The sequence below is a fragment of the Mesorhizobium sophorae genome (assembly GCF_002270415.1).
GTDB lineage: Bacteria > Pseudomonadota > Alphaproteobacteria > Rhizobiales > Rhizobiaceae > Mesorhizobium > Mesorhizobium sophorae.
The window spans coordinates 25263-38432 of record NZ_NNRI01000017.1 but is presented as its reverse complement, the minus strand read 5'-3'; the positions used below and the strand labels follow the sequence as shown (position 1 = coordinate 38432).

Sequence of the window (13170 nt, the reverse complement as noted above, 5' to 3'; positions counted from 1 at the left end):
GCTGGCACGCTGAGCAGGTCCGCGCAGCTGCGGTCGCCGCCTGGCTCCGTTGCCAGGATTGTTCATCGGCCCGCCTCCGGCGCTATCTGCATCGCCTATGATTCGATGTCACCGCCCTTGATCGGTTCGTCCACCATCACCTGCACTTCCACGGCGCCGTAACGGAAAAGGTCGTAGGGCATGGACCCCGAGGACTTTTCAGCCTTGGCGACGAGAGGCCCGTACGGGTCGCCGACACGCAGTGCCAGCAGGTCGTAGGTGAACCAGTCCGCGAACGATCGCGACGCGGTGCCGACGGCATCCGCGGCGAGCACGTTTCCTGTGGCGCTCTGGTTGTTAGCCAGGTCGCTTACCAATTGGGCGGGCAGCACGGGCAGCCCGCGGCCGGCGAGTCCCGGGCCCTGAAAGAGGAAGATCGACGAACTGGTCTGACGGACGAGGTCGGTGGTCTGTTGTGTATCCAACTGATACGAGTGGTTCCAGCCCTTGGACGCATCGGCTCGATCGCGGGGATAGAGGCGCTTGGCCTGCACAAGCGTGGCCCGGCGTCCCAGCGGTCTTCCGTTCACGTACGGATCGATGATCAGGCATAGATCCGCCGCGAAAGTCTTTGACGGCCCCTCTTGGCCGGGTCTGGCTATGCCCGCCTTGCCCTCCTCCGACTTGTCGATCGAGCGATACTGCATCCGGACGCTCGTTCGTCGTCCGCTGCCCAGGGCTCTGGCTGTGTCCAGGAACGCCAGATCGAGAGCCTCGAACCGATCCGACAGCATGGTAAAGAAGCGCTCCATCAGCTTCTCTTCTCCGACACCGTGATGAAGCGGATATTCATTGGCGACCTGCGTCTCCAGATCCAGGACAGTCCGCTCGATCATGCTCTCCAGCAGGCTGTCGCCCAACCAGGTGCGCCCATTCTGCGCTCGGTCGTCCTGCGCAAGGGTCAGGCTATAGAGGCGATCGGCGACCCCGATCCGTTTCGGCCTTGGCCATGCGCGCCCCTCGCCAAATTCCTGATCATTGGCCAGCGCGACCTGCTTGGCGCGGTACTGCGTTTCGCGATCGGGATGGTTCGTCAGTTCCTGCATAAGCGCAACATCGTCCGAGCGTACTATCTCCATGGCGGTGTAGAGGGCGAAGTCGCCGGTCCGCCCCCTTCCGAACCATAGCAACGCTTCGATCGCGGCCTTGCGCAGGTCGCTGTCGTTCCCTGTCAGCGAGAGCATGTCGTTCGAATAGACCGTTCGCAGATCTGGCGGGGCGTTCCTCAGCACGCCATCCAGGTCCTGCACCATTCGGGCAACATCCTGCACCCGTGGGTCGGAGGTCAGTGCGTCCCACAGCTCCGACATCGCCTTCTGCGACACCGCCTGCTGCCGATGCCAATGATGTCCGTCTATGTCATAGTGGGGCTTGATCGCTCGTCTTGGTTCGGCGAGCTCTGGATGGATGAAGAGAATACCGAAGAGCTTCAACCAGGAGGACCAGCCTTGGAGGTGGCTCATCGAACGCATGGCGACTGCTGCGAGATCGCCACCGGTTTCCTTGTGGGCGAGTGAGAGCAAGCGCCGGATCTGATCGCGTGTCGGCACCGAAAGCGACCCGTAGTCAAGATCGTGGCCCAGATACGTGAGATCGTCGTTCTCAAGAGCGTCGCAGATCGCATCGAGCATCTCCGGTGAGGCTACCAGCCGCGGGAGCGCCAGCATGACCTGTCGTCGACGCTGCCCGTATGCCAGGGAGACAGCCGCAAGCTCGCGCGCGAGGTCCCAGCGTTGGTCTACTACGTCCTGCAGCCCGCTCATAAGTCCGGGGGTCGCAGCGTCGCCCTTGTCGGATGGTCTCCCGACGAGGGCTGCGATAGCCGCAAGGTGATCGGCCGTTGCGAGCCTGACGTTCTCCTCGGCGCGAAGTTCGTCGATTGCGTCGTGAACGAGCCCGGTGGAAATGGGCTCCTTCTCGAAGACAGTGATCCTGCGCCCCTTTCCGCGGGGGACACCCGAACCGAGTTGATAGAACAATCCCCACAGCGCCGGCGTCTTCTTGTCGTCCCATCGCATGGCAGCCCCCCTCCAATAGGGATGCTGGTAGACAATCCGTCAGCAATTGACCAGTCGGCCCGTCTTGTGCGCGCCGCAGGAAACGGCGGAGAGCGGCCAGCGCGATCAGTCGCATTGTATCGCGCCATACTACGTTGGCTTCGGCCCAGAACAGGAACCTATCTCCTGATCGCGAATTGAGTTGGGGTCGCGCTCAGGAGGTTGCGTGCAAGATCAGCGATTTGAAAGGCCTGTACATGTGGCGCTCGGCAGGTCGAGGAACATGGTCTATACCGTGGACCGAGTAGCCCAGGCAGCGGACATCTTGCTGAACCGATGGCCGGCGGTGACCGACAAAAAACATGTCGCTGCCCGCAAAGCCTGCCTTGGCGTGCTTGAGGGTCTGAAAGAAACCTGTGATGCACGCAAAGCCTTTGTCGAGGCCGCAAAGGAGGCAGACATCCTCGTTGAGCGGGATCCGTTTGGTTGAGCGCCGATCCGCTTTTCATCGTGGCCTCGATTGCCCTACTCTGAACAAGTCGCCCAGTTCCGGAGCCTCCCATGTGCAACGACTATGAACAGCATGTCCTCTGGGCTGAATATTGCCGGATGATGGCGTCGCTGGCGCTCAAAATCCCCAGCCACCAGACCGAACTCGATCTGCCACAGGCGGATGACGTCCGCATCAACGACCCAGCGCCGATCATGCGTGCTGGAGACGACACGATCGAACTGGCATCGATGACGTTCGGATTTCCGCCGACCGGACCCAAAGGTGGGCCGGTCTTCAACTTTCGCTCCGAAGGCCGGCAGTTCGGAAACAGCAAGCGCTGCCTCGTTCCTGCGTCCGCGTTCTTCGAGTTCACAGGCAAGAAATATCCGAAAGCTAAACATCGCTTCACGCTCAACGGCTCTCCATTCATGGCCGTCGCGGGGCTTTGGCGCGAAGCTGTCGGCAACAAGCCACCGACCTTCACCATGCTGACGACCGATCCCGGGCCGGATGTCGCGCCATATCACAATCGGCAGGTGGTCGTGCTTCAGCCCGAGGATTGGGCGGCCTGGATTAATCTGACAAAGCCTGAGGCCGAGCTTTTGCGGCCGCTTCCAGCCGGATCGCTCTCGGTGGAGACAGTTCGCCCCGAAAGCCCGTGACTTAGCTGCGCAGGATCTTCGGCACGCTGAGCGGACCGAGATCGAGAACCGGCGCGTATTCGCCCGTGCGGCGCCAGACGCCCCGCACCTTGCCATTTTCCCGATCCCGCCTCGGATCGAACATCAAGCCCTCGAAGTGATCAAGGAACGGCGCTGCGGATGCGGCATCGCTGAAGCAATGGACCCGATAGGTTTCATATTTGCCGTTCGGCCATATCGCCTGCACCTGCCGCGTCTGGTGCTTTAGCCCTCGATCCCGACAGAACGTTGCGATCACGGTGAAGTTCCTGTCGGTACAGAGGTCATCCGGCAGCGCAACCTGGTGCGGCCAGTCGCGGTCGATGACCGATGGCGTTGGTGCGCCCCGACGGCGTTTGACCACTATTCGAAATGCATCGACTGGCCGCGCATCATGGCCAGCGTCAGCGCGATTGCAGGATTTGCCGGTGGCTTTTCCATATGCAGGGAGCCGTCGAAATCACGCCATGCCGCCATGCGCAATTCATCATCGTCATCACTGGCCGCCGGGTCGAAAACGTGGGCATCGCAGGGATCCCGGTCGATCTCGATTGTCCAGTCCTTGAGCGCCTTGCGAGCCATCTCTTCGACCTGGGCAAGGTCGCTGGTGAAGAAGGGGATACGGTCTCCCTTTTCCGAAAGCGGCTCAACCCGATCCAGCGTCGGTCGCTCGGGCACCAACCCAGAACGAAGGCAATGTCGAAATCGATCTGGCGGTCTGGGCCAGCTGTAACCTCCAGCCGTTTGACGACGTCAGGATAGAGCTGTTTGCGCGCCGGCCAAGTGTCCGGAAGCGCCTCGGCCTGCAACTTCGTGCGGGGAACGTTGATCAGTTCCATGACCTGATGACGCGGAATTTTGTCCTCCGGCCAGCCCGCACAACAAGCAGTCGTCGCAGCCTCGTCGGCCTCCAGCCAGACCGTGGCGGCCCGGTCCTCGTCTTCGGTACGCTTGTCGTCTTCGGGAAAGCCATTGATATCCCACCCTTCCAACGCAAACAGTCCTTCCGCGCCCTGCAAAGCCGTAATGCCGGCGCGTGCAAACACGGCTTCGGCTGCGGCGATGCCGCGTGCGAGCTCTTCGGGTGTTGCGTTCTCGATGTTCAAGCGAAGTTCCATGGTTCGCCTCTTATGGCCTATCTCTGTTAGTGTGAACAAAAAGAGAACAAAGAGTCAAGTGCGCCCCTTGACGAGAAAGGAATATGTTCCTTATTTCAGCGTGATCTTGAGCAGCAAAGGACCATGGCTCGGCGTCAATCGCGCTGGCCGGCGAAGCTATGGCGAAAACAGCGGAAGACAATTTTCGGATCGAGGTCTGGGATCGCCAGGAGCAGGCTCTGTCAGAAACCATTTCGCGCTCCCCCGATTCGACGGTGAGCCAGGCTGCCTGGCAGGCCGCCATCCGGCGCCGGCCTGGCATGTTGCTGATCCACTACAACAGCCGGCATGTGATGGAGAAGATCCTGACGCCAGGCGAGGTGAAGATCCCGCCACAGACCATCATCGACGGTAGTGTTCACGCCGGCCTCGATGTCGCCCTCGGAGACCTTCGCGAATGGCATGTGGTGCGGGCCTGGTGCAGATCCTGTTCGCACCATGCAACGGTAAAGCCTGCCGGCCTCATCAAACGCTATGGCAAAGGCGCTCTGTTCAGTTCTGTCGAACGCGCGCTTTTTTGCACCAGTTGTGACAGGGGCGGGCCTGTCCGGCTTGAAATTCACAAGCTGCCACGCAATTGAGGGAGTTGAAGGGAAGCAAGGCCTCATCGATTTCTTCCAGGCCAACTCGGGCTGGTGCTGGCAAGCCGGTAGCATCGTTGTCGATCCGCGGCTTGACTGCCGAGGACCGGAACTGCGCGGGATCACTGCTGGTCGGCTTCCATCGGGACGCAAAGTCATGCGGACCGCCGCGGACGGGGACAGTCGGTCCCGCGTCCCGTCCTGCGGCCGGCGCTATGCTGACGCTCCTGCGGCTGTCCTGCTTACCGCCCGCGCCGGGGGCGAATTTCCTCCGTCCTGCGCGCGACAATGTCCCTGTTGCGGACGTGCGCAGGACTGCGGTTTATACGCCGTTCTTCCTTGGAGCGCCGACGGTCGCCGGCGCGAAGATCAACGAGGGAGCGGCACGTCGTCTGGAAAGACGAATGAGGACGGCGTCGTCGCCACTATGCGCTCCCGTCGGTTTCGCTCTCCTCGTCGATGGTACGCACCGGGAGATAGGCGTTCGTCTCCAGCCACTCGCGCAAGACAATCTGTATGAGGTCGGATCGGCCCACTTTCATCTCGGCAGCCAGGTCGTTGAGTGCATCCTCAGTCGCCGGCTCCAGAGAAACGCCGGCAACATTCCTGAGCATCAAAGCCGCGCGACGAAGGATGATCTGCAAATCCGGCCGCGACATGTCCGCTATGCGATCCGCGGCGCTTTCAAGCTCCTCTGCAAAGGACAGGCGGGTCATTGTCTGCTGCTGCGCCGTTCTCTGCGCCCTTTTGCTTTTTGGAACTCAGCGGCGATGTAGGTGGTGGCGAGTTCGGTTGCCCGTCTCGTGTTCTCGTGCTGTCGCTCCAACTCCTCCGGCGAGTAGTATACCTGGGGGGCTGTTGTAGAGCCTGTAGCAGCCGACAGCGGTTTCCAATCCTCCACTGTGGCGGAAGGGTTTTGAGCCAACCGCCCTTTTGCCAGCGCCAGCACAAATGCACGAGGTGAATATCGCATCGTAGCAGGATTGCTGAAACCGCAGGCTGGGGCAAGCCTCAGTGCCTGGGGCGGGTCTGTCGATCTCGAGAACGGATAGAGGCCGCCGCCATCTTGGGAGTGCCTTTCGGGGCGGATCGGATGCGTCCGCTCATGAGATTGGTGTACTGGATGGTGGTAGCGCTAGCGCGCTACCGCCTTTCCCCACGCCCATCGAACTACCAAATCCGGCTTCGTTATTTGGCCAATCGAGGCAAGCATCAACGGCGTGCTGCCAGGGAGGCGGCCGGGGCCGCGCCGCCCCCTTGCTACAGAAGCGAATACCACCACAATGTCGCCCGAGGCCCTGGAGAGTTCGATGAAGGCAGATCTAAAAACAATCTTGGATGATGCTCGAGCTCGAGATGCTGCATTGATCAACCTGATCATTTTCACAGACCGGCAAGCCATGGCACTGTTTCGAGTCTACGTCACAGTTGGGGTGGCAACGGCCGTCGCTGCAACATCGGGAATCCTCAGCAGAGACCCGATCTTACACTTCGCAGGCCCACCGACCGCAATAATTGCAATTATACTCGCAGTTGCGTGTTGGTTTTGCCTTCGAGCGATGGTTCCATCTGACATTGGGCTGCCAGGAAGAGCGGCTGAGTTCTGGCAGTGGACGACCGGCGAACTTGTGACGGAAGCGGAAGCCCTTCGTGCCTACCTTCAGCAGACAAAAGCTGTACAGGATATGAATCGGGCTACAAACAAACGGGGCGCGAGTGCACTTGCCTGGGCTAAGCGATTGGGAATCGTGGCGCCAATCGCAGGAATTGCGATTGGCGCCATCGGTATGATTTTCAACGGTATTTGAGAGGATCCGTTTCGCTTTTCTTGCCGCCCCAATCCGGCGGGGGCGGCGGCGGTGGCTCGCGCTCTGGCGGTGGATCCTTCTTCTCGTCGGCCATATCGTCCTCGATTCGGTGTCGAGAAAATGCGCGGAGTCTCTCAGGAAGTCGAGTCGGATGGTCTGTTTGTCCAAGGTGTGGAATCCTTGGGCATGTGGAGGCATCCAGTTATTGTGGGGATAGCGGTTCGGTGGGGGCTAACGTTCCTGCTGTCGCCCTTCTTGGGAGAAGCCCGCTGCAGCGATGGGTGGGGAGTTATCTTGCTACAATGAGCGGCGCCCCGGAATGAATTCCGAGAGAGATCACAGCACGGCATCGCGCGTTGCGTTTCGAAAGTCGAATCGTCCGGCGACGCGAGCTGCTGCACAGAAGCTTCTTCCCGATCTCAGTGTCGCCGTAATCGATCCTCTGGCTCATGTTTGGGATGAGGTCGTCCATCGGATTGTTGGCGAGATGCTCACCTTTGGCGAGCACGATCAGTCTCTGCTGCACATCAATATCCGCGAGGAGATGGTGCTTGAGCTCGCGCGGTTGCAGCTCTGGCTGGGTGAGAGGATCGTTGAGAAACGAATCGCGACTGGTCAAGCGCTGGCTTTTGTCGATCCAGAACGGGAACGCCAGGACTGCTTGGGACCGGCAGGTGCAGCGATGATCACTGCGACTGCGAAACTGGCATACGAACACATCTGGAAGAGATCCATGGAGATGCGTTGGAAGCCGAAATCGCAGAAGGCCATGGAAAAGGACGCCAATCCACCCAGGCCCAAGCTCTCTGTCAAACCGGTGGGCAAAAACCACTTCATCCCGCGCTGGTTCATTCGCGATCATTGGGCTGTTGGCGGCAAAGTTCTGCGTTGGCGGCGCACCAACGACGGCTGGAAATCCGCACCTCGTGGTTTTGGTGAATGGGGGTTTAGGCAAAAGCTTTATAGCGACCGGCTTGAGGCCTATTTTTCTCTGATTGAGGGGGATGCGAAAGAACCGGTTCAGATGCTTTTGGATACAAGGCCGCTGAATGGGCCGCAGCGTGAGTCGCTGGTTGGATTCCTTGTGATACAGATGCTCAGAAACCCATATTTCATCGACGCAGTCCGCGTCGATATTGCCCCCACGTTGGCAGAGCATGGTTTCGCCGGCGATCTCGAGATGGCCTCGAAAGCCTATGAAGCAATTTACCAAAACAATGAGTTCTACAATTTGCTCGCACATCCCGTAATGTGGAGCCGGTGGGCGCTCGTCAGAACTCGGTCGCCTTTGTTTGTGCTGCCAGATGTTTTTGGTGCGCGGGCGGACCTGGGCGATGGTCTCCGCGTGATCGTGCCGCTGACGCCGACGGCATGCTTCGTGACTTTGCGCGGCAGCGAGAGCGAAAAACGGATCGTGCCGCGCTACCTTCCTGCTGATGAGGGCCTTGCGAGGCGCATATCGTCAGTTCTGATCAAAAGTGCTGCCAACGAGTTCCTGTCGCATCCTGAATTCCGGATTGACGAAAGTTCCCAGGCGGTCACGTTCAAAGAGCTACTCGAGGAGATCGAAGCAGCTATCGATCAAGATGACCAAGGCTCGATGTGAGACCGAGTAACCCGTCAGGGAAACTACTGCCCAATTCGCAAAAAAATTATCTGGTTGAGCGCACTGGCCCAATCACCCGTCGACCATCTCGGCCGCCCATTGCCGCAGGGCAGGCGGCCCGCGTCCGATGCGGCCACCGCAACGTCAAACGCTAGCCCGCTGGAGCTTCGCGAAGTCATCGGGAATGTCACTATCTACCAGGTCCGAGCAAAAGTCCGCTGCGAGAAATGCAAGAACAAGGAATCAATGAACGCCGAATTCTTCCATCCGGTCGGGCAAGAACTGTAGTGCATTTCGCTTTCGGCGCCTGGTCGAAATCCGGTGGGAGCGCCGTGTAGTCTGGCGGGATGTGTGACAACCAGGCGCCGGTAAGCACAGTTAGCCTGCCCGGATGCCAAAGTGGGCTTGGACTTTGGGCAGAAGAACCTTCACCACGTCGGAAAGCGTATGACAGATGATCTCTAGCATACCCGCCTCATTCCGTTCCTCGTAATACGCGACGCCAAGAAATACGCGCTGATGTGGCTTTCGATTGGTCTGGAATTCCGCTATCGCCCAAAGAGCGCCGCCGCTTATCCCGCCATATGAACTCGGTGGTCCTGCTGGTCCCTCAAATTGGACTTCGACAGCCACCAACTCACAGCCGTCGTGGTCATAAGAGCGTCTGATCTCACACGAACCGAACAGCGCTGTATAAACTGTCTTAGCGTGGCCACTTTCCCAACGAGATTCAGCCTTCGATTCAGCTACGATACCGACAACAAAAGGTCGCCAGACGATGTCTGGTTCGTGGACGGCCGCAGCGAGCGAGCGGTCCTTTTCGAGGTCGTAGAATACGCACCCCAACGCCTTTAGGTCTCTGACGCGAAAGTCGTCCAATCTGAGGAAGCCAAGATCGGGCAGTCCTTCCCCGGTCCAGCCAGGAGCGAAGACTTTCTGGCGCCGGTCGACTTCGATCTTGAGTTGCCGGCCAGCCTCCAGCCTGGTGAAAATCATAACTCCGATCGGGGTGTCTTCCGGAAGTCCGTCGAGGACATGTGCGGCAGTGAGGACGCCATAAATATCGCCGGGCAATCTCACGAATGTTCCGGACCCCAAGCTGTTGGGATAGTCCACGATCTCCCCTTTGTCCCGTATTTTCAGGAAGCCAATCAGAGACGGCGCCAAAAGATTTCGAGGTTCGTCAAGCAGCTCTGGGAGTTCATAAGCCATATCGCATCCATGTCGTGTGGATTCGCCGATAGTCGCCGGAACCCCCTGGAAATCAAAGGAAGCTGATTGTAGCACGGCGAAGTAGTCAAATAGCCGCATGGCCAAATTGTATCTAAATAACAGGATCTGTTGTGAGGGGTCGTCGGCTCAAACACACCAAACTAATTAATCGTCTCATAGAATCAACAGTATAGCCCGATGCATTTCTCGATGTCTCAAGAGCGCACCCCCGATCATGAAGCTGCCACCGGGGTGGGTTTTCGCGCTCGTTCCAGCAATGCTATTCCATCGCTGAGCGATCGGTCGAGCCGATGTGCCGTCTCATGGATGAGGAGGGGAAGCGCATCCGCCAAAATCGGGAGTGCCGGCAATCCCCAACCCGCCAGACGCTCGTCGAGCGAGTCCTTCAGACTTGCTGAATGCCAAGGCGTTCGAGCATCGTCCCACAGATGCTTTTCCTCCTTGACCTTGATCCAGAGCCAGGGTTCGAGCCGCTCGACCGAGCCGTCCTTCCGCAAACGCCACACGGGCTTGTAGTCGCGCGAGAAGAACACTTCCGAGCCATCCGGCTCTGTCCAGTAGCCATAGGGCAGGTACAGGCGCATAGGCAGAAAAAGGGGTAGTGAAGTTCGCGGGGCCACGTATTCAAAATCCGCGATGGTCGTGACCTCCTGATGAGAAATCACCTGTGTTGGCTGTCCAAAATCGAGGAGAATGACCGGTTCGCCATTGCGACCACGAGTCTTGAGTTTGCCCATCGCGCCACGCTGCCGGGCACCGACCACTGGTAGCACTGATTTGCGCCAGCAGCTCATGCGGATGGCGATCTGATCGTTGAGGAGGAGAGGTCTATCACCGGTCAGTCGCGCAGCCGAGAGCGCGTACTGGGCGTCCCCATCCTGCACGCCGAGCTCGCGTCCCAATGCAAGGCTGAGGTCGGACTGGCGCTCGACAAACGCATGATCCTCCAGTTCTTGATCAAGCGCGCTAGGGGTATCTGTGCCGAAGCTTCGGTTGAACTCGTGCCAGTCGCGATAGCCGCATGCGCGGGCAAGGCCGTTCTGCGCAGCGGATAGCGCCAATCCAAGCTCGCCTCCAATATGCTTGGCAGCTTTCTTCGGTCGGGTGGAATTCGGAAAGTACAGCCTCATGATCGTCTCCCAAAGGCGCCTGGTGCGGGTCGGTCCACTCAACCCAACGGCGCGCTCGAAAGAGGGCCGACGTCTTAAAAGTGTACTTGCCCCGAAGGCTTCACCAATGTGGACGGTGCGGGAGACTGCTCCGCTTAGGAAAACATCTCATGCCATCCAGAATTGTCAACTGTCCCAACGTTGAGAATCACCGCCGGCACGTCGTCCCGTGCCGTTTGATAATTTCGCGAGTGGCTCTTGCCTCTCAATTCAAGGGCGCTGAATTTCGGAGCTTAGTGGGCGAGCAGGAAACCGGTAAGATGATGACCCGGCTGTATTTCGTAGATGCGGGACCGCAAGGAGATGATCATCACAGACTCACGCCATGCCATCGACTTGACTGCCGGGGGGCGGTGCTGCCTGACGAAATCGATATCCGCGACTCGCGCCCAAACCACGGCGAGAGGCGCGCCGCGCATCCTCGCTTCATTCCGTGCGCCGCAGAGCCATGTTCCCCGTGAGCCGGCGCACCCCACTCCCACCGCCGGTCATCCGCGCGCTTTGCGAAGCCGATATCGACTCAGTGATCGAGAACGCAGGGGGCGGCCGGGCGCATCCCGATGCCGACCGGCGTACCGAGATCAACGCCGACTACCGGCTTGGCGATACCGTCATCGAGCTGAAGTTTCTGGATGACGAAGGTCTTGAAAAGCCAGAGCATCAGGCAAAGCTCGCCACCCTCTTTTCGAGCTATCAGCCTGGCAGGCCGGTTGTTGTTCTAGATCCTCAGCTACTGCCCCCAGAAGCGAGGCGAGATTACGCGACGATCGTGGAACGGCCCGTCCGCGGGGCCGTCGCCAAGGGTCGTGCTCAACTGAAGCAATCCCGGAACGAAAATCCTGATATCGCCACTACGGTTCTGTTCGTCATCAACAACGGCTTCGCTGCACTCACGCAGGAAGAACTGGTCGAGCATGTGGTCAGGCGTGCGAAGAATGACAGCCGGGAAATCGATGGCATCGTAGTCGGCGGGTGCTACTTCCATAGCGATGGGTTCGACACAGTTGCGCTCTGGCCGCTGGACTATGTGGCCATCCACCCCGAACGGCCGTTTGCCGCATTCGACGCCTTGAAGGATGCATGGGACGGCCTTTCCGAGCGGCACATGACTGATTTCGTGACTGGCAAACATGGATTGGACGCCAAGAAAAAGCCTGTTGCCGATATCACCTTCGATCTTGACGGCATCACCTACGTCAAGCCGGCGATCGCCTTTGGCAGCGAGAGCAAGTTCTACGGGCGGCGGCGGCCACGATTGAATGCGCTGGACTTCGAGGACCTCCCGCATGTTGCGACGACGATCCCAACTCTAACCGAAAGAGAGTACAGGCGCTTTCGTGCGGTGATGGAGGCCGAGCAGCTTCTCATGGGTTTTGAGTCCTGGCTCGCCCATGTCAAGGAGGCGATGGCTACCAGCGAGCCATTGAGGCCGGTTGTTCCTATCGAGGTGACGAGGGGAGGATGGGAAAGCTGGCGCAAGCGTCATCGGGAGTTCACAGGGCTCCAGTCATTGCGCGTCTTTGCCAATGAAAGATTCAACCGCAGGGCCAGTGATCTCCTCAATTCCGCCAGGGAGATGACCGACGAAGTCGCGCCGCCCAGGAGATACATCGGCGTCAGCACCGAGCTGATCGGCCAGGACGTGCGGAACGATATTTCCCATATCGCGTTCGTGTTCCAGCGTCGCAACACCCGTCCTCAGATCCGACCGCTGGTGTCCCACGCGCGAATTTCCCACGAGCACGCCCTAAGTCTTGGAGCGGCTTACGCCGTCCTGGAGGGCGTCGACGCCATGTTCTGGCGGAACGATCTTCAGTTTGCCTGGACGTGAGACCATTCAAGGCCCTCGAACGGCTGATCGCATGTTGAGATATACAGAGTAATCTAAGCTAGGCAGTTGGGGAGGATGGCATGACCGACGTGGCAAAGATTCTGGCGCTGATCGAAAACTGCTCCGACCCCGAGAAGCTGAGATCCTGGATCAGGAACGCCCGGGACAAGGCCGAGCCCCGCGTCGCTGACGCCGCTTTCCGCAAGCTGGTTTCGGTCCTGCCAAAAGAGAAGCCTGGGACCGTCGAATACGATTTCTGGCAAACGATTCATGCGTTCGAGCATGTTCTGTCCGAAGAACGGGGAAAGACGACCCGGCTCGCACGCACAAGGCAGAAGGTTGCAAGAGTGGGGGTGGTTCAAACCCTCAAGGACTGGGCCACGAGCGCCAACAGCACCGACGGCTTCACCATGCTTCTGGAGCGGAACATGCCGGAGCTGACCGGCGAGGCCATTGTTTTGCGGCATGCGCGCCAGTTCGGCGCAGAGGTGGTTGCAGCGGCCACGGGCAGACTGGAGGACGCAGGCATCGACATTGCGGCGCTTCCCGGCGCTGCGCCCGCGGAATGACATTACG

At 59.3% G+C, this 13170-nt stretch carries 14 protein-coding genes; 8 read left to right on the top strand and 6 right to left on the bottom strand.

All coding sequences use genetic code 11. The features are described from left to right. Positions 1–95: 95 nt before the first annotated feature. Positions 96–2057 carry a hypothetical protein gene (locus CGZ66_RS24740; RefSeq protein ID WP_095088969.1) on the bottom strand — a complete coding sequence of 654 codons (1962 nt, stop codon included), beginning with the start codon at positions 2055–2057 and terminating at the stop codon, positions 96–98. Positions 2058–2262: 205 nt separating this feature from the next. Between CGZ66_RS24740 and CGZ66_RS24735 the strand changes: the two genes are divergently transcribed. Next, positions 2263–2526 carry a DUF982 domain-containing protein gene (locus CGZ66_RS24735; protein WP_095088968.1) on the top strand — a complete coding sequence of 88 codons (264 nt, stop codon included), beginning with the start codon at positions 2263–2265 and terminating at the stop codon, positions 2524–2526. A 71-nt stretch (positions 2527–2597) separates the two neighbouring features. After that, a complete protein-coding gene (locus CGZ66_RS24730; RefSeq protein ID WP_095088966.1) occupies positions 2598–3191 on the top strand; it encodes an SOS response-associated peptidase in 594 nt (197 codons plus the stop codon). A gap of 1 nt (position 3192) precedes the next feature. Here CGZ66_RS24730 and CGZ66_RS24725 read toward each other — a convergent pair whose 3' ends face one another. Together CGZ66_RS24725 and CGZ66_RS40875 are read right to left on the bottom strand one after the other, a co-directional pair. Then, on the bottom strand, positions 3193–3468 hold the full coding sequence (locus tag CGZ66_RS24725) for a hypothetical protein (protein WP_143748835.1): 276 nt from the start codon (positions 3466–3468) through the stop codon (positions 3193–3195). A 104-nt stretch (positions 3469–3572) separates the two neighbouring features. Next, entirely contained in the window at positions 3573–3887 is a 315-nt protein-coding gene (locus tag CGZ66_RS40875; RefSeq protein WP_245331195.1) for a hypothetical protein, read from the bottom strand. Positions 3888–4485: 598 nt separating this feature from the next. Here CGZ66_RS40875 and CGZ66_RS24715 point away from each other — a divergent pair. Further along, on the top strand, positions 4486–4947 hold the full coding sequence (locus CGZ66_RS24715) for a hypothetical protein (protein ID WP_095088962.1): 462 nt from the start codon (positions 4486–4488) through the stop codon (positions 4945–4947). A gap of 425 nt (positions 4948–5372) precedes the next feature. Here the strand turns inward: CGZ66_RS24715 and CGZ66_RS24710 are convergent, their stop codons facing one another. Then, positions 5373–5663, bottom strand: a complete 291-nt coding sequence (locus CGZ66_RS24710; RefSeq protein ID WP_095088960.1) for a hypothetical protein — start codon at positions 5661–5663, stop codon at positions 5373–5375. A gap of 594 nt (positions 5664–6257) precedes the next feature. On the opposite strand from CGZ66_RS24710, the gene CGZ66_RS24705 reads away from it, so the two are divergent. From CGZ66_RS24705 to CGZ66_RS24695, 3 genes are all read left to right on the top strand, one after another. After that, positions 6258–6755, top strand: coding sequence for a hypothetical protein (locus CGZ66_RS24705; RefSeq protein ID WP_143748834.1), 498 nt, complete (start codon positions 6258–6260; stop codon positions 6753–6755). Positions 6756–7074: 319 nt separating this feature from the next. Further along, a complete protein-coding gene (locus CGZ66_RS24700) occupies positions 7075–8361 on the top strand; it encodes a DUF4238 domain-containing protein (protein WP_167392238.1) in 1287 nt (428 codons plus the stop codon). Between the two features lie 54 nt (positions 8362–8415). Continuing rightward, positions 8416–8649, top strand: a complete 234-nt coding sequence (locus tag CGZ66_RS24695; RefSeq protein WP_095088955.1) for a hypothetical protein — start codon at positions 8416–8418, stop codon at positions 8647–8649. A 90-nt stretch (positions 8650–8739) separates the two neighbouring features. Here the strand turns inward: CGZ66_RS24695 and CGZ66_RS24690 are convergent, their stop codons facing one another. Both CGZ66_RS24690 and CGZ66_RS24685 read right to left on the bottom strand, forming a co-directional pair. After that, positions 8740–9573, bottom strand: coding sequence for a hypothetical protein (locus tag CGZ66_RS24690; RefSeq protein WP_143748833.1), 834 nt, complete (start codon positions 9571–9573; stop codon positions 8740–8742). A 233-nt stretch (positions 9574–9806) separates the two neighbouring features. Further along, complete coding sequence (locus tag CGZ66_RS24685; protein ID WP_095088951.1) at positions 9807–10724, bottom strand: hypothetical protein; 918 nt, start codon at positions 10722–10724, stop codon at positions 9807–9809. Between the two features lie 496 nt (positions 10725–11220). On the opposite strand from CGZ66_RS24685, the gene CGZ66_RS24675 reads away from it, so the two are divergent. Together CGZ66_RS24675 and CGZ66_RS24670 are read left to right on the top strand one after the other, a co-directional pair. Beyond that, positions 11221–12594, top strand: a complete 1374-nt coding sequence (locus CGZ66_RS24675) for a hypothetical protein (RefSeq protein WP_143748832.1) — start codon at positions 11221–11223, stop codon at positions 12592–12594. An 80-nt stretch (positions 12595–12674) separates the two neighbouring features. Further along, positions 12675–13163 carry a hypothetical protein gene (locus CGZ66_RS24670; protein ID WP_095088945.1) on the top strand — a complete coding sequence of 163 codons (489 nt, stop codon included), beginning with the start codon at positions 12675–12677 and terminating at the stop codon, positions 13161–13163. Positions 13164–13170 lie beyond the last annotated feature (7 nt).